Source organism: Arthrobacter globiformis, from assembly GCF_030817195.1.
In the GTDB taxonomy this organism is placed as follows: Bacteria; Actinomycetota; Actinomycetes; order Actinomycetales; family Micrococcaceae; genus Arthrobacter; species Arthrobacter globiformis_D.
This window is the reverse complement of the sequence record NZ_JAUSYZ010000001.1, coordinates 1,321,136-1,336,941: the sequence shown is the minus strand read 5'-3', so window position 1 is coordinate 1,336,941 and position 15,806 is coordinate 1,321,136. Positions and strand designations below refer to the sequence as shown.

13 protein-coding genes are annotated in these 15,806 nt (G+C 67.4%); 5 read left to right on the top strand and 8 right to left on the bottom strand.

The features are described from left to right. Positions 1-43: 43 nt before the first annotated feature. Positions 44-736 (top strand): LysM peptidoglycan-binding domain-containing protein, encoded by a 693-nt coding sequence (locus QF036_RS06130; protein ID WP_307100128.1) that lies wholly within the window; start codon positions 44-46, stop codon positions 734-736. A gap of 216 nt (positions 737-952) precedes the next feature. On the opposite strand, the gene QF036_RS06125 is transcribed toward QF036_RS06130, so the two are convergent. Beyond that, positions 953-1,579 carry a hypothetical protein gene (locus tag QF036_RS06125; RefSeq protein ID WP_307100126.1) on the bottom strand — a complete coding sequence of 209 codons (627 nt, stop codon included), beginning with the start codon at positions 1,577-1,579 and terminating at the stop codon, positions 953-955. Positions 1,580-1,745: 166 nt separating this feature from the next. Between QF036_RS06125 and QF036_RS06120 the strand changes: the two genes are divergently transcribed. The 3 genes from QF036_RS06120 (at position 1,746) to QF036_RS06110 (ending at position 5,746) form a co-directional block, all read left to right on the top strand. Further along, positions 1,746-2,729, top strand: coding sequence for an MSMEG_6728 family protein (locus tag QF036_RS06120; protein ID WP_307100124.1), 984 nt, complete (start codon positions 1,746-1,748; stop codon positions 2,727-2,729). Beyond that, positions 2,726-3,586: an NAD-dependent epimerase/dehydratase family protein gene (locus QF036_RS06115; protein WP_307100122.1), complete on the top strand. Its 861-nt coding sequence runs from the start codon at positions 2,726-2,728 to the stop codon at positions 3,584-3,586. The genes QF036_RS06120 and QF036_RS06115 overlap by 4 nt, the downstream gene beginning before the upstream one ends. A gap of 135 nt (positions 3,587-3,721) precedes the next feature. After that, entirely contained in the window at positions 3,722-5,746 is a 2,025-nt protein-coding gene (locus QF036_RS06110; RefSeq protein WP_307100120.1) for an HNH endonuclease signature motif containing protein, read from the top strand. A gap of 232 nt (positions 5,747-5,978) precedes the next feature. Here QF036_RS06110 and QF036_RS06105 read toward each other — a convergent pair whose 3' ends face one another. From QF036_RS06105 to QF036_RS06095, 3 genes are all read right to left on the bottom strand, one after another. Further along, on the bottom strand, positions 5,979-6,299 hold the full coding sequence (locus tag QF036_RS06105) for a hypothetical protein (protein ID WP_307100118.1): 321 nt from the start codon (positions 6,297-6,299) through the stop codon (positions 5,979-5,981). Positions 6,300-6,411: 112 nt separating this feature from the next. Continuing rightward, on the bottom strand, positions 6,412-8,271 hold the full coding sequence (locus QF036_RS06100) for a gamma-glutamyltransferase family protein (RefSeq protein ID WP_307100115.1): 1,860 nt from the start codon (positions 8,269-8,271) through the stop codon (positions 6,412-6,414). A 74-nt stretch (positions 8,272-8,345) separates the two neighbouring features. Continuing rightward, on the bottom strand, positions 8,346-11,006 hold the full coding sequence (locus QF036_RS06095) for a Tex family protein (protein WP_373460096.1): 2,661 nt from the start codon (positions 11,004-11,006) through the stop codon (positions 8,346-8,348). A 136-nt stretch (positions 11,007-11,142) separates the two neighbouring features. Between QF036_RS06095 and QF036_RS06090 the strand changes: the two genes are divergently transcribed. Then, positions 11,143-11,439, top strand: a complete 297-nt coding sequence (locus QF036_RS06090) for a hypothetical protein (RefSeq protein WP_003804518.1) — start codon at positions 11,143-11,145, stop codon at positions 11,437-11,439. Between the two features lie 9 nt (positions 11,440-11,448). Here the strand turns inward: QF036_RS06090 and QF036_RS06085 are convergent, their stop codons facing one another. From QF036_RS06085 to QF036_RS06070, 4 genes are all read right to left on the bottom strand, one after another. After that, a complete protein-coding gene (locus tag QF036_RS06085; protein ID WP_307105801.1) occupies positions 11,449-12,228 on the bottom strand; it encodes a triose-phosphate isomerase family protein in 780 nt (259 codons plus the stop codon). A 130-nt stretch (positions 12,229-12,358) separates the two neighbouring features. Then, entirely contained in the window at positions 12,359-13,762 is a 1,404-nt protein-coding gene (locus tag QF036_RS06080) for an MFS transporter (RefSeq protein ID WP_307100113.1), read from the bottom strand. A 224-nt stretch (positions 13,763-13,986) separates the two neighbouring features. Beyond that, a complete protein-coding gene (locus QF036_RS06075) occupies positions 13,987-14,754 on the bottom strand; it encodes an SDR family NAD(P)-dependent oxidoreductase (protein ID WP_307100111.1) in 768 nt (255 codons plus the stop codon). Between the two features lie 82 nt (positions 14,755-14,836). Next, complete coding sequence (locus QF036_RS06070; RefSeq protein WP_307100109.1) at positions 14,837-15,805, bottom strand: 3-hydroxyacyl-CoA dehydrogenase family protein; 969 nt, start codon at positions 15,803-15,805, stop codon at positions 14,837-14,839. Between the last annotated feature and the right edge of the window lies 1 nt (position 15,806).

Sequence of the window (15,806 nt, the reverse complement as noted above, 5' to 3'; positions counted from 1 at the left end):
TCCGGGGACGGACCGAGCGCGGGTGGCCTCAGGAGCATCCCCCATGAAGAAGTCCACTCTCAGCACTGTCGCGCGCCGTGGAGTCACCCTGGCCGCCGTTTCCGCCGCAACTCTGGCACTCTCCGCCACTGCCGCCAACGCTGCAACGCCCACCGCCACGAACGGCTCCACCTGGGACGCCCTCGCCCAGTGTGAGAGCGGCGGCAACTGGTCCACCAACACCGGCAACGGCTTCTCGGGCGGCCTGCAGTTCACCCCGCAGACCTGGGCCGCTTTCGGCGGAACGGGCTCGCCCCAGAACGCTTCCCGAGCCCAGCAGATCGCCGTGGCCGAAAAGGTCCAGGCCAGCCAGGGTTGGGGCGCATGGCCCGCCTGCTCCGCCAAGCTCGGCCTGAATGGTGGCGGTGGGGCTCCTGCACCGCAGATCCTGCCGCAGAGCGCGCCGGTCCAGGCCGCACCCGTCCAGGCCGCACCGGTCCAGGCTCCCGTACAGACCGCTCCGGTTGCCCAGGCCCCGGTGGCCGAAGTGGCCCAGGCTCCCGCCCAGGCCCGTCACGCTGCTGCCATCGCGGTGAGCGGCGAGACGTACACCGTCCAGGATGGCGACACCCTGAGCAAGATCGCCGACAAGCTTGGCATCCACGGCGGCTGGCAGCACCTCGCCGACGCCAACGCTGACACCATCAGCAACCCGAACCTCGTGTTCGTGGGCCAGGTTCTGCAGCTCCCTGCCTAACCTGCTTGGTCAGCCCGCTTTAGCGGCACTGCCCTAAAGAAGCACGACGCCGGGCGGTCCCTTTCGAGGGGCCGCCCGGCGTTGTTGTGTCCCGGCGTTGCCGCGTCGCTGTGTCGTCTATAGAAACAACGACGCCCGGCGGCCCCCTGAGTGGGGACGCCCGGCGTCGTTATTTATTCTCTACAGCGTAGGGGCTGGAAGCGTCCGTGTTCGGCCTCAGGCCGCGGCGGGAAGTTCCCGGACGATGCGCACCTTCCAGGCGGCGTCGTCGCTGGTGTCCAGGAGGGCAACGGTGCCGGACGCGAGGTGCAGGGCAACCCGCTTGGCGTGCAGCAGCTCGAGGTAGAGGTGCTCGTTGACGCGGGCGGGGCTGTCGACGACGAACTTCACGGCGTCGCGCACCTTGCGGTAGTTGTCGCTGCGCTCGCGGTGCAGGTGCAGCTCGAGCTCGTGGCGCTGCTTGACGCGCGGCTCGTGCTTGTTCAGCCAGTTCACGGCGGCGTGGACGCCGATCACCAGGGCCAGCGACACGGCGTAGATCCACCAGCCGGTCGACATCAGGAAGAGCGGCAGGTTGGCGACGGCCACCACTGCAATGAAAACGCGCAGGGCCACAAGGCGGCGTAGGGTCAGCGCAACGGAAGCAAGCGCGGCGCGGAAACGGTGCTGGTCCTTGCGCGCAGCCGCCGGGTCCAGAGTAAACTCGTCGAGAACGAGGATCCCGTTCGCGTCGGCACCCAGCATTTGGCCGTACTTCGGAACGAACAGCTGAGGCTCCTGTGACGGGTGTGAATTCGCCTCCGCGGGGACGGAGAACAGTGGTGTGGGAGAGGTAAGAGTCATGAGGTGGCTTCCAGACGCTGGTGAGGTTTCGGATATCTTAGTGGATTAATCAACCTTCCGTATGCACGGGTCCACTATGTGAACACCCGGCCGTCCATTTTGGCCGCTGGCTGTGCCGTCCGGCACTTCAATTGGCACAGGGCGCCAGGGACGGCAGACTGAAGGGATGCAAACCTTCCTTCCCTATCCCGATTTCCGGCAAAGCGCGGCCGCGCTGGACACCCCCCGGCTCGGCAAGCAGCGCGTAGAAGCGCTGCAGACACTCCGTGCGCTGGTTATCCCGGAATACGGGTGGCAGTCACACCCCGCCATCCGTATGTGGATGGGGCACGTGCCTGCGCTCACCATGTACGGCCTGGCCATGGTGGACGAATGGACCAAGCGCGGCTTCGACGACAACACCCGGGACAACATCCGAGAGTTCGCACCCCAGGCCGCGCACCCGGACTATGCCGCCAAGATCCTGCTTCCGCCGTGGCTCGGCGACCCCGAGTTCCACCTGAGCCACCGCTCCAACCTGATCCGCAAGGACCCGCACTTCTACGAACAGGTGTTCCCCGGCACCGAGCACGGGCTGGAGTACGTCTGGCCGGAGCCCAGGCACGAGTTCCTGCCGGAGGATCCGGAGGGTGACGTTCTGTGGATTCTTCGCGAGCACGTCGGGCACGGCGACCCCGAGAAGCTGGACAAGGTCGGTCTTCCTGCCGTGGGGCGGGCGGCGCAGGGTTCCGCTGTTGCTTCGGGCGGCGGGGATTCTGGGTCTGGTGCCGGGGCTGGTTCGGGCGCCGGCGGGGATTCCGCAGACGACTACCAGTTCGTCTACGCCGAGGAAACTTCGCGCCGCCCCGCCAAGGTCGCCCGGAAGGCCGCCCCCAAGCCGCTGGTCAAGAAGCCGTCCCGGAAAAGGCAGCGCCAGGAGGCAGCCTTCTCAACACTTCCGGGCAAATCGCCGGTGGCCGTGCCTTTCGACGGCGGCAGCAGGTTCGCCCTCGGAATGGTCGTGGGCCGTCCCATCACCCTCGACGACGGGCGCTTCGGCCGCAACTTCCAGCTCACCGACATCGTCGACCGGTCGGAGTTCGACTACCCGGCGCTGCTGCAGGACCCCCGCGTCTTCTTCCCCGTACCGGCGCTCGGAACCCGCGGATGACTATCCTTCTCGCCGGCTGCGGCGACCTCGGCACCGAGGCGGGTCTGCGGCTCGCCGCAGCGGGGCACCGGGTGGTGGGCTGGCGCCGCTCGCCGGAAAAGCTCCCCGCCGAGATCGAGGGCGCCGCCGCGAACCTAAGCACCGCGGAACTGCCGCCTGTCCCGGCGGACACCACCGCCGTCGTCATTGCGGTGGCTGCGGACGCGTCCACCGAAGAGGCATACCGAAGCGCGTACCTGGACGGCGTGGCGCATGTGCTCGACGCCCTCGAACGCGACCATGTCACGCCCGCACGCGTCCTTTTCGTCTCGTCCACGGCCGTGTACGGTGACGCCGGCGGCGGATGGATCGATGAGAACACGACGCCGGAACCCGGCGGATTCTCTGGCCGCATCATGCGTGAGGCTGAGGAGCTCCTGCTGAAGCGGCTGGATGGAACCGAAACCTTACCTGTCGTGCTCAGGCTTGGCGGAATTTACGGGCCGGGCCGCACGCGGCTCATCGACCAGGTTCGAACTGGCGCCGCCGTCATTCCGGACCAACCGCGCCACACCAACCGCATCCACCGCGACGACGCCGCGGGTGCCATCGTGCATCTGTGCACCATGAGTGCTGTGCCGTCGCCGGTCTATCTGGGGGTGGACAACGATCCGGCCGAGTTGGGCGACGTCCTGCGTTTCCTGGCGGCTGAGTTGGGGTTGGACGTACCGCCGACGGGTTCTCTGGGCGCCGCGCGGGGTGGCAACAAGCGGTGCAGCAACGCGCTGCTTCGGGAAACAGGGTTTTCATTCAATTACCCATCCTTTCGGGAGGGGTACCGCGACATTCTGGCCGGCGTCGGAGTCCGCCACCCCTGAGTACACGCGTCGCCGTTGGAAGTGATCCGGCTGAAATGGCCGGGTCTAAAAGTTTTTTAGAAACTTTTTCCCTTTTCGCCCGCGGTGACCCTCATCACCCCTAAAAATGTCAGACCCCGTTGAGATAGTTTTCCTATGGAAGCCATTGGGGAGCAGCGAGCGGATACCGCAGCCGGGACGGACGTCCCCGGCCTGAGTGCCGCTGGTTTGCTCCGGGGCCGCGGGCTTCGCAGTGTCCCCTCGGCTGATTCCCGTTCTGCCGCCCCTATGAGGGAGACGTCCGACGGCGGTGCTGCCGCCCGCTCCGGTTCTGCCACTCCGCCTTTCGGAAAGCCAAATTCGGTAGCGGCCGCCGTGGCACCTGCTGAGCCGGCGTCCCGAACCGTGGCAACACCTGATCTGGAGGCGTGCCTGGCACTGCTGGACTCCGCCACCACTTTGGCGCCGGAGGAGCTTACCGCGGCCAACTTCCTTCAGGCGGCCGATTTCGCAGAGCTCACCGAGGAGCTCTCCCGCCGCGTGGAGTACATTCAGCTGCTTGCCGCCGCGGCGGTGGACCGGACACGGACCGAGGCGATCGACGCCGCCGGGACCGCCAGCCGCGCGGCCGGCTGGACCACCGGCTGGGGCAATGACCCCGTACCCGCCCCGGCTCCTGACACTCAGCCCAACGATTCTGCTGCCGTCCCTGCGCGTCCGGTGACCTGGTCCCCGGCCGATGACGGATCCCGGAACACCGTCGAGTTCCTCCGCACCCGGCTCCGGATCAGCACCACCGAAGCCCGCCGGCGCCTCGCCCTCGCGTCCGCCACCCTCCCCCGCACCGGACTCGCCGGCCGGCCCATGCCACCCGAGCGCGGTGAGACCGCCGCCGCCCTCACCGCCGGGATCATCGCCTCCCGCGCCGGAACCATCATCACCACCGCCCTGGACAAAGTCCGCCACATCCCCGACCCCGCCGCGATCGCCCAGATGGAACACAACCTGACCCAAACCGCGATCGAAAACGACCACGACTTCCTCACCCGCATCGCCCACCGCTGGATCGATGCCCTCGACCAGGACGGCACCGAACCCAGCGAAGAAAACCTCCGTCACCGCCAAGGCGTCTTCCTCCACCGCAAACGCGGCGGCCTCCACCACGTCGAAATCCACGCGACCACCGACCAATACGAAGTCCTCACCACCGTCATGAACACCGCCACCAACCCCCGCACCACCACCCCCAACACCACCACCTGCGGGAATACCGACGACGGCAACGACGCCGTCGGCGGCAGCGGCAGCAGCGGTGACGGTGGGACCAGCAACGGCAACGGCGCAGCACCAGCCGACCTGGACGCGGCATTCAACGCCGCCACCCCGGACCCGGACCTGGACCGGCGCACCCTCGCCCAACAACGCCTCGACGGCCTCGTCGGCGGCTGCAAAGCAGCCCTCGCCGCAGGCACCCTGCACACCACCGGAGGACTCCGCCCCCAAGTCATGGTCACCGTTTCCTACGAGGACCTCCTCAACAGCATCGAAACCACCGCCGCGCAAGGCCCCCGCTACAACAGAAACCGCCCCCGCACCCGGCCAACAGACAGCACCTGGCAGACCAGCGACTCCAGGCCCGAGCCCGGTACCGGCACAGACGCCTGGCAGACCAGCGATCCCGAACCCCTGCCCGGAACCGCATTGTTTGGCATCCCGCCCGGCATCAACTGGCCCGGAACCCCGCTCTTCGGCACACCCACCGGCAGCGGAACCTTCACCTACACCGGCCCCGTCACCGCCTCCACCATCCGCAAGATCGCCTGCGACGCCGACATCATCCCCGTCCTCCTCGGCTCCGAAGGACGCATCCTCGACGTCGGCCGCACCACCCGCATCTTCCCGCCCCACATCCGCAAGGCCCTCAACGCCCGAGACCAAGGCTGCGCCTTCCCCAACTGCACCATCCCCGCACCCTGGTGCGAAGCCCACCACATCACCTACTGGTCACAAGGCGGAACCACCAGCACCTACAACGGCGTCCTACTCTGCACCCACCACCACCATTTAATCCACAAAGAACAGTGGAAAATCCACGTCAAAAACGGGACCCCCTGGTTCATCCCGCCACCGCACATCGACCCCCGCCAACAACCCCGACAAAACCACCACCACAAAACATGAACCGGTAGCGGGGCGGCGCCGCAGCGCCCGGACGCGAGGTCGGTTTGTGTCACCAGCCTGCCGAGATACACGTGTAGCGGAACCGAAAACCGGAAGATGCCACGATTTTGGCAGATCCACGCATGCGGTGACCTGCCAGTACGGGTTCACCAAGTTCGCACCACCAAAAGCAGAAGCGCCCGGCCCCTCAAGTCTGGGCCAGGCGCTTCCGGTGAATCTATCGTTGCAGCTGCTACGCGTCCTGCCAGCCACTGCCTTCCGTGAAGGTAGCTACGAGAGTGCCCACGCCTGCCTGAAGCGAATTCGAGGGGTCCTCATACAGGGACGCCTCCGTCGCCCGGCTGTGGGTGATGAGCTGCTCGGCTTCGAGCTTCGCCTCGGGCACGGTGGCACCGATGATTCCGGTACGGGCGGGCAGCTCGGGAGTGTGCACTACGTCGGCATTGGTCTCCGAAAGCGGGATCGTGGTCCCGGGTCGAATCTCGTCGTGCGGAAACTCGAATTCGGCGTCGTCGGGGGCAGCGGGAATCGTGTACTCCAGGAAGTAGTTCATGCCCCCAGCCTTGCAGATAACCGCCACGCCAGAAACCCCGCCCCGCGGCCCGCGGGGCACGAATATTCGCTGCCTACTCAACGGGAACGTGAGCGGAACTGAAATTCCGCTCCTACCGGCCTGCCGCGTATCCCTGCGCACCCCGCGGGTTCGCGGCAGCCTGCAGCACGCCGGTACTGGGATCGCGTACGACGGCGGACAGCCGTCCCAGCGTCCAGTCGCCTGCCCTGGTGATCCGGTGTCCCCGCCGCTCGAGTCCGGCGATGACGTCGTCGCCCAATCGATCCTCGACGACGGCACCGCCGGGCTCCCATGTGCGCGGCCAGAAAGACCCGGGCATCGACGTCGTGTGGAACGCCGGCGCATCGATGGCCTGCTGTGGCGTGTACCCGCCGACGATGGTCCGCAACAGGTACAGCAACTGCCACTGGTCCTGCTGGTCTCCCCCCGGCGAGCCGAGCGCGGAGACAGCAGCGCCATCACGCAGGACCAGTGTCGGCGTCAGCGTGGTCCGCGGCCGCTTGCCGGGCGTCAGCGTGGACGGCGTTCCTGGCTCAAGCCACGTCATCTGCAGCCGCGTGCCCAGACAAAACCCGAGCTCAGGGATCGCGGGCGAGGACTGCAGCCAACCGCCGGACGGCGTGGCTGAAACCATGTTGCCCCACCGGTCCACAACATCGATGTGGCACGTGTCGCCGCGGGTTTCCCCGTTGGACGCCACACCGGGTTCACCGAGCGTGGGTTCACCGATCGTCGGTTCGCCAACACCTCCGTCGCCATCCGACAGCGCGGCAGGGACATACTCGGTGCGAAGAGTGGGCATGTACGGCTCACGTCCGGGAACGGAGCCCGGACGAAACTCGAGCGACGCATTTTCCGTGATCAGCTCCCGGCGCGACGCCGCGTACTCTTCTGACAGCAGGTAATCGAGCGGGACATCCGCGTCGCCGTAGTAGGCCTCACGGTCCGCCAGTGCGAGCTTCTGGGCCTCCAGGATGGTGTGTGCCCCGAGCTCGGTGGACGGGTCGAGGTGGTCGTCATCGAAGCCGGCCAGGATCGCGAGCGTCTGCAGCAGAGCCGGCCCTTGCCCCCACGGTCCGGTTTTGGCGATGGTGTACCCGCGGAACTCGAGGCTGGCCGCTTCCTCGTACGACGCGCGGAACCCGGCCATGTCGGCCATCGTCATGACGCCGCGGTGGTTGGTCCCGGACGAGTGCCGGTGCGGCGTACGGACGCTTTCGGCCACGGCACGGGCCACAAAGCCCTCGCCCCACTCCCTCCGGGCGGCGTCGATACGCTCCTCGCGGCTGTGCGCCGGCTCCGCGGCGAATGCCTCGCCGAGGCCGGCACCGGCCTGGACCAGTTTCTGGAGGGTGCGGGCAAGGGCGGGATTCCGGACCAGTTCGCCCTCCACCGGGATACGTCCCTCCGGCATCCACAGGGCGGCAGACGTCGGCCAGTACTCCCGGAACAGTTCGGCAACTGCCGAGATCGTGCTGCAGACGCGTGCCAGGACCGGGTGGCCGTCGCGTGCATATCGGATGGCGAAATCCAGGACTTCCGCCAGTTCCCACGTTCCGTGGTCCCGCAGCAGCAGGAGCCAGGCGTCGACGGCTCCGGGAACCGCCGCGGCCAGTGCACCTGAGCCTGGCACCAGTTCCAGGCCCTCGGCGCGGAAGTGTTGGACCGTCGCGCCCGCGGGAGCCGGGCCCTGGCCCATCAGGACCACTGGTTTCCCTTGTTCCTCCGCCGTGCTGAAGACGCCGGTCATGTCACCGCCCGGCCCGTTGAGGTGCGGTTCCACCACATGCAGTACGAAGGCGGCGGCCGTGGCCGCGTCGAACGCGTTGCCGCCCCGCTCCAGCACTGCCTGCGCAGTGCCGGTAGCGAGCCAATGGGTCGTGGCGGACATGCCGAACGTGCCCTGCAGCGTAGGACGGGTGGTAAAAGTCTCCGGCCTCGTAAAACTCATAGGGGCTACTGTAGTCACCGGCGTCCGCCCAGCCCGGGATACGGCCAGCGACACGGCTGCCCGCGACCGGGAGCCTACTTACCCAGGCCGGCCCGGCGCAGGGCTTCGGCCATGGCTGTATCCGCTGGAGCTGGCCGCTGGCCGGACTGCTTCGGCTGTCGCCTTCCGTTGTTGCGCTCTGCCGTAGCCTGGCCTGAATCACTCCCCTGGCGTGCCCCGGGCTTTCCGGCAGCCTGGCCAGGAGTAGCCGTCCGGGTCCGGCCGCCGTCGCGGTTGCCGCCTGCCGAACGTTCGGCGCCGCGGCCGCCTTCCCGGTCGCGGTCGCCGCCGGCGCGTCCGCCAGCTGAGCGGCCGCCGGAAGGGGCCGGTTCGTCGTCGAGCCTTAGCGTGAGTGAGATACGCTTCCGCTCCGGATCGGCCTCAAGCACCTTCACCCGGACCACCTGTCCGGACTTCACCACCTCGCGCGGGTCGGCGACGAACCGGTTCGCGAGCGCAGACACGTGAACCAGCCCGTCCTGGTGGACCCCCACATCCACGAACGCGCCAAAGGCAGCCACGTTGGTGACGGTTCCTTCGAGGACCATGCCAGGTTTCAGGTCGGAGATCTTCTCGATGCCCTCGGAGAACGCCGCGGCCTTGAACGCCGGACGCGGATCGCGGCCCGGCTTCTCGAGTTCGGCGATGATGTCGCGCACGGTGGGGAGCCCGAAGGTGCCATCGACGAAATCGGCAGGGTTCAGCCGTCCGGCGTCGGCCAGCGGAGCAAGACCGGCGGCTGCCCCTCCGGTGCCCCCGGAAACGCCAGACCCGCGAAAGGCGCCGGCGGCAGTCAGGATTTTCCGGGCCACCGAGTACGCCTCGGGGTGCACGCTGGAGGCGTCCAGCGGCTCCGCTCCCCCGGTGATCCGCAGGAATCCGGCGCACTGTTCGAACGCCTTCGCTCCGAGCCGTGGCACCTTCTTCAGCTCGCTGCGCTTGGCGAACGGTCCGTGTTCGTTGCGGTGCGCCACGATGTTCTCACTCAGCAGCGGTCCGACGCCGGCCACCCGGCTCAGCAGCGCCGGCGACGCCGTGTTCACGTCCACGCCTACCGCGTTCACGCAGTCCTCCACCACGGCATCCAGGCTGCGGTCCAGCTTCGCGGCCGTGACATCGTGCTGGTACTGCCCCACGCCGATCGACTTCGGATCGATTTTCACCAGCTCAGCCAGCGGATCCTGCAGCCTGCGGGCAATGGACACCGCGCCGCGCAGGGACACGTCCATGCCGGGGAGTTCGGCAGCGGCCAGGGCGGACGCCGAGTACACGGACGCGCCCGCCTCGGACACGACCAGCTTCTGCGGCGCTGCGGCCGCCCCGGAAGCGCCACCGGTGCCGGCAGCTGCGGACAGCTGCTTGATCAGTTCGGCCGCGAGCTTGTCCGTTTCACGCGACGCCGTCCCGTTGCCAATGGCCACGAGTTCGACGGCGTGCTGCCGCGCCAGACGGGTCAGCGTCGCCAAGGCTTCGTCCCACTTGCGCGCCGGCGCGTGCGGATAGACGGTGTCCGTGGCCACCACCTTGCCGGTCTTGTCGACCACAGCCACCTTCACGCCCGTCCGCAGCCCGGGGTCCAGGCCAAGGGTGGAGCGGTTTCCGGCAGGCGCCGCCAGCAGCACGTCGCGCAGGTTGGCGGCGAAGACGCGCACGGCTTCGTCTTCCGCGGCGGCGAACATCCGTCCCCGCAGGTCGGCCGTCAGCCGGGCAAGCACCCGGGAGCGCCATGCCACCTGGGCGGTTTGGAGCAGCCATGAGTCGGCGGGCCGGCCGCGGTCGGCAACCCCGAGGAACCGGGCCACGGCGGATTCGTAACGGGTGCGCGCGGCGGCGAGGGCGTCGTCGTCGGCCGGGTCCGCTTCGGTGAGGTCCAGCTCCAGCACCCCGTCCTTCTCACCGCGTAGCAGCGCCAGCACGCGGTGCGACGGCATTCCCGACGGTGCCTGCGAAAACTCGAAGTAGTCCGCGAACTTCTGCCCCTCGGATTCCTTGCCCTTCTTCACCCGGGACACCATCCGGCCCTGCGTCCACAGCCGCTCGCGCAGGTTCTCGGCAAGGTCGGCGTCCTGGGCCACGCGCTCCACGATGATGGCGCGGGCGCCGGCGAGCGCCGCGGCGGCGTCGTCGACGGCGTGCTCGGCGTTCAGGTACTTGGCCGCCTCGCGTTCGGGATCAAGTTCCGGGCGCTTGAGCAGGGCGTCGGCGAGCGGTTCCAGCCCGGCCTCGCGGGCAATCTGCGCCTTGGTGCGCCGCTTGGACTTGAAGGGCAGGTAGATGTCTTCAAGCCGGGATTTCGTGTCGGCGGCCACGACGGCGGCCTGCAGTTCCGGGGTCAGCTTCCCCTGTGCGGCAATCGCCTCCAGGACAGTCCGACGGCGGTCCTCCAGTTCGCGGAGGTAGCGCAGGCGTTCGTCGAGCTCGCGGAGCTGGCCGTCGTCGAGCGTACCGGTGGCTTCCTTGCGGTAGCGGGCGATAAAGGGAACCGTCGACCCGCCGTCGAGCAGGTCTACAGCCGCCTTCACCTGCCATGCCTTTACGCTGAGCTCGGCGGCGATCTGTTCCGCTATTCGGGCTGCGACATCGTCCGCGCCGTGGCCGCCTGCCGGCACCGGTGCGGGGATATCCTTCGGCTTTGTCCCGGCGGCGGAGGCCGGGCTGGGCGTGGGCGTGGCGGGGTGCTGCGGCTGTTGGGTCACCAGAACATTTTGCCCTACACACCCGCATCGGGGACGTTCCAGTGTTTGAGGGCCGACTAAACCGCACTACCCACAACGGCCCTTAAGTGATGTAGTGACTTTATGCAGCGGAGGTCATCGACTTAGGCGGCGCATCATGCAGGAATTGCTCATCATTCTTCAGGACGGCTTCAACGATGATGAAGTCGCCATCACGGTCAACGGCAAGGAGGCCCGGTACGACCGCGAAGTCACCACCCGGGAGCTTTTGGGCATGGCCGAGGAAGTCTCCGTTGAACTGCCGGCAAAAGGCGCAACGGTGGGGGTTGAGGTCACCAGCCGCAATCTCAGTGCGGAAATGAAGCTCCACGGCAGGCCACGGAGCCTCCTGGTGTCCATTGAGGACGGCGAGCTCGTGCTCAGCGAAGGGACGGGCCGGGAGGCTTTCCTTTAGTGCTCGCTGTCAGGAGCGCTCCGCGCCCGACAGCGACAGTGCTTCGTCCAGCACTTTTCCGAAGTTCGCGGCGTCGTGCGCGAACCGGCCAAGGAACAGCCCCGACACCCCCTCCAGCGAGGGCAGCAGGCCAGGTTTCGCCGAGCCGCCGTAGATGACCGGCAACTCCTGCAGGCCGTGGGCCCCGAGCAGCTCCCGCAGAATACGCACGACGGCGGACACGTACCCCGCGCTGGCGGGCTCGGCTGCTCCGATGGCCCAGACGGGTTCATAGGCGATGACGAGCCGGGCGGCGAGCCCCCAGTCGCCGCCGACCGCGCCCTCGATCTGTCCGTACACGAACCGGGCGGCGCCTTCCGCGCCCGCAGTACTGTCGGCGTCGGCTGCTCCGGCACTGGAGGTGGTCTCCGTGCCGCGCGACCCCTCCCCCACGCACAGCAGCGGGGTGACGCCGGCGCCGTCGGCCGCCCTGACCTTGAGCGCGATCATGGCGTCGTCCTCGCCGAAGTGCCGCCGCCGTTCGGCATGGCCGATCTCCACGAGTCCCACGCCCAGCTCGGCAAGCAGCGACGGAGAGAGCTCACCCGTCCACGGGCCGTCCGCCCAGCCGCAGTTCTGGGCACCCAGGACCAGCGGCGACCCGGCAACGATGTCCCCGGCGGCCGGAAGCATGGGGAAGGAGGGAATCACGAACGGAACCACCCGCCCGGCCGCAAGGGCCGGGCGGGCGTCCACCTGCTGCCGCAGTTCCTCCAGCCAGCGCAGGGTGTCCCCGTAGCCCAGGTACATCTTGGTGCTGACGCCGACGAAAGTCGTGCCGGGGTCCTTGATGGCCTGGCTGAGCTGGGTCACGGGGGTTCCTGCCTTTGCTGGAGTTAGTAACTGCCGGTGATACTGCGCTTCTGTGCTTTGCTGCTGACTACTTTTCCAGCACTACTTCTTCTTGGGCAGTGCCTGCCTTCCCGGTGGCGCTGGTTTCGAGCAGGTCGTCGGCCTTGTTCTTGAACTTCCGCGTGCCGATCATCATGACCGCGGCGAGGAACGGCAGCACACCGAGTGCGTAGACGCCCATGGTGCCGGTGTCCGAGGCGGTGACCTGGTTGACGGTGGTCCGCAGGATCGGGGCCACGAAGCCGCCCAGGTTGCCCAGCGAGTTGATGAGCCCAATGCCGGCCGCGGCGGCCGTTCCGGTGAGGAACGCCGTCGGATACGACCAGGCGATGGGGCCGATGGAGAGGAAGCTGCACACCGCGAGGGTGATGAACACGATGCCCAGCGCGGGCAGGTGGTTGGCACCGGCCCAGGCGGAGCCGAAGATGCACAGGCCGGTGGAGATGAACAGGCCGGTTCCCCAGACGCGGCGGCGGATCACGGTGTTGGCGGCCTTGCCGATGAAGTAGCAGGCGAAGATGCCGAAGAACCACGGGATGGCAGCCATGAGTCCGACGGCGAGGCCCACCTTCTGGCCGGTCAGCTGGGACACCTGCTGGGGCAGGTAGAAAGTCACGCCGTACACGGCGATCTGGAGGCAGAAGTAGATGACCGTGAAGTACCAGACGCGGCCGTTCTTCATGGCTGCGAGGACGCCGCGGGGGCCGGACTCTTCCTTGACGTTGTCCTCAAGGGCCATGACGTCCAGCAACGCCTTCTTCTCGCCCTTGTTGAGGAACTTGGCGTCCTGCGGGCTGTTGATCAGGAAGAAGAAGGCGGCGATGCCGGCCAGCACGGCGAGCATGCCCTCGACGAAGAACATGACCTGCCAGCCCTGGACGCCGGGAACCTGGTCGCCGATGTTGATCAGCCAGCCGGACAGCGGGGCACCCATCATCTGGGAGAACGGCTGTGCCAGGTAGAAGATGGCGAACATCTTGACGCGGACCTTGTTCGGGAACCAGGCGGCGAGGAACATGATGACGCCCGGGAAGAGGCCAGCCTCGGTCACGCCCAGCAGGAACCTCAGGATCACGAAGGAGGTCTCGTCCTGCACGAAGGCGAAGCAGGCGGAGACGATGCCCCACGTGACGGCGATGCGTGCCAGCCACACCTTGGCACCGAACCTGGTCAGGAGCAGGTTGCTGGGAATTTCGAACAGGGCGTAGCCGATGAAGAAGATGCCGGCGCCCAGTGCGTAGGCACCGGCGCTGATGCCCTTGTCCGCTTCGAGTACGGCCTCGGCGAAGCCCACGTTGGTGCGGTCCAGGAAGGCCACGACGTACAGGATGACGAGCATCGGCATGAGCCGGAAGGACGCCTTGGAAATGGCCGATTTGAGAACCGGCGAGTCCAGCAGCTCCTTCGTGGTGGATGGGTTGGTGACAGTCATTCAAACTCCTCTTTGAGTAAAAGTGAGCAAATCAGGGTGGCTAGCGGGAAAGACCTCAGAGCGAAAAGGCGATGAGCAGCACGCCCGCCAAGCTGGCGAGGACGCCGATGGCCAGGTAGATCTTGCGTTCCCTGGTCCACGAGCTGATGCCCGCGGGGACCCGCTTGTGCGGTTGCCCGCCGGGTGGACTGGGTGTTCCGGTTGGAAGCCATGATCGGTCCTTCCTAGTGCATGTAGAGGCCGCCATCCACATTCAGCGTCTGGCCGGAGATGTATCCGGCGTCCTCGCTGATGAGGAAGGCGATGGCTGCGGCGATGTCGCGGGTGGAACCGACCCTGTTGACCACGAGGTCCTTGACCAGTTCGTCCTTGCGTTCCTGGCTCAGGGTGCCGCCCATGATGTCGGTGTCGATGGGGCCGGGCGAGATGGCGTTGACGGTGATGTCGTACTCCCCCAGTTCACGGGCCGTGGCACGGGTCAGGCCGATCACGCCGGCCTTCGCCACGGAGTACGGGGTCTTGGAGAACGTCCCGCCGCCGCGCTGCGCGGAGACGGAGGAGATGTTCACGATGCGGCCGATCCGGTGCTTGGCCATGGATTCGGCGACGCGGCGGGTGGCGTAGTGGACGCCGTTGAGGTTGATGTTGAGCACGCGGTCCCATTCGGCGGCGTCGAGTTCCAGGTACGGGACCGGCGAGCTGACACCGGCAACGTTGGCAAGGGCAACGATCTGGGGCAGCTCCGCCTCGATGGAGTCGATCGCTGCCCGGACCGATGCCTCGTCCGCGACGTTCGCGCCCACGCCGTGGGCCTTGACGCCGTACTGGCTGGCGATCTCCTTGGCCGTGGCCCGGCAGAGGGCGTCGTCGAGGTCGATGATGCCGATGTTCCAGCCCTGCTCTGCCAGGTAGTTGGCGGTGGCCCGGCCGATGCCGCGCTCCGAGACGGCACCGGTGACAATGGCTGTGCGCTCGGGCGGAAAGGTACTCATGGATGTGCTCCTAAGCGTTGAATTTTGGGCATGGCGCAGCGGGACCATGCCCGGCTGCGGGCACGGTCCTTGCGGGTGGAGATTAGTTAATCGGGGCCGGGCCGAGTTCCTCGATGAGCTTCTGCATGGCGACGTAGGCCTTGTTGCGGTAGGCGATCAGCTCGGGGGTGCGCTCGGCCGGGACATTCAGGAAGCCCGCGCCGGTCTTGGTGCCGAGCTTGCCTGCCTCCACAAGGTCCGTGAGGATCTTCGGTGTGGCGAAGCGCTCCGGGAAGTCGGTCTGCAGCGACTTGTAGCAGAAGTTGTAGACGTCCAGGCCAGCCATGTCGGCGATGGCGAAGGGGCCGAAGAACGGCAGCCGGAAGCCGAAGGTGGTGCGGACCAGGGTGTCCACGTCCTCCGCCGTCGCGATGCCCTGCTCCACCAGCTGCGCGGCCTCGTGGAAGAGCGCGTACTGCAGGCGGTTCAGCACGAAGCCGGTGACGTCCTTGACCACGGCCGTCTGCTTGTTGGCGGAGTGGACCAGGTCGCGGACAGCGGCAACCGTCTCGGTGGAGGTGCCCTCGTGCGGGATGATCTCGACGCCGGGGATGAACGGCGACGGGTTGGAGAAGTGCACGCCAAGGAAGCGCTCCGGGTTGGCGACCGGCTGGGAGAGCTCGGCGATGGAGATCGTGGAGGTGTTGGAGCCGATGATGGCGTCCGGCCGGGCGGCGGCGCTGATGCGGGCCAGCGTCTCGTGCTTGATGGCGATGACCTCGGGCACCGCCTCCTCGATGAAGTCGGCGTCCGCCACGGCTTCCTCGATGTCCTTCGCGGCCCAGAGGTTCTGCTTCAGGATCTCGGTGGATCCCTCGGGAAACAGGCCGTCCGCCACGAACTGGTCGGACTCGGTGAGCAGGCGCTCGTAGTTCTTCTGTGCCACCTCGGCGGATACGTCGGCGAGGGCAACGCGTGCCCCGCCGAGGGCGAGGACCTGGGCGATGCCGCCGCCCATGTAGCCGGATCCGACGACGGCAAACTTGCGTGAGCTGGTGGGTGTTTCGGTCATG

Excerpts from the sequence above, each read along its gene's own strand:
- QF036_RS06130 (WP_307100128.1), top strand. The coding sequence starts at position 44 with ATGAAGAAGTCCACTCTCAGCACTGTCGCGCGCCGTGGAGTCACCCTG.
- QF036_RS06125 (WP_307100126.1), bottom strand. The coding sequence starts at position 1,579 with ATGACTCTTACCTCTCCCACACCACTGTTCTCCGTCCCCGCGGAGGCG.
- QF036_RS06120 (WP_307100124.1), top strand. The coding sequence starts at position 1,746 with ATGCAAACCTTCCTTCCCTATCCCGATTTCCGGCAAAGCGCGGCCGCG.
- QF036_RS06115 (WP_307100122.1), top strand. The coding sequence starts at position 2,726 with ATGACTATCCTTCTCGCCGGCTGCGGCGACCTCGGCACCGAGGCGGGT.
- QF036_RS06110 (WP_307100120.1), top strand. The coding sequence starts at position 3,722 with ATGGAAGCCATTGGGGAGCAGCGAGCGGATACCGCAGCCGGGACGGAC.
- QF036_RS06105 (WP_307100118.1), bottom strand. The coding sequence starts at position 6,299 with ATGAACTACTTCCTGGAGTACACGATTCCCGCTGCCCCCGACGACGCC.
- QF036_RS06100 (WP_307100115.1), bottom strand. The coding sequence starts at position 8,271 with ATGAGTTTTACGAGGCCGGAGACTTTTACCACCCGTCCTACGCTGCAG.
- QF036_RS06090 (WP_003804518.1), top strand. The coding sequence starts at position 11,143 with ATGCAGGAATTGCTCATCATTCTTCAGGACGGCTTCAACGATGATGAA.
- QF036_RS06085 (WP_307105801.1), bottom strand. The coding sequence starts at position 12,228 with ATGTACCTGGGCTACGGGGACACCCTGCGCTGGCTGGAGGAACTGCGG.
- QF036_RS06080 (WP_307100113.1), bottom strand. The coding sequence starts at position 13,762 with ATGACTGTCACCAACCCATCCACCACGAAGGAGCTGCTGGACTCGCCG.
- QF036_RS06075 (WP_307100111.1), bottom strand. The coding sequence starts at position 14,754 with ATGAGTACCTTTCCGCCCGAGCGCACAGCCATTGTCACCGGTGCCGTC.
- QF036_RS06070 (WP_307100109.1), bottom strand. The coding sequence starts at position 15,805 with ATGACCGAAACACCCACCAGCTCACGCAAGTTTGCCGTCGTCGGATCC.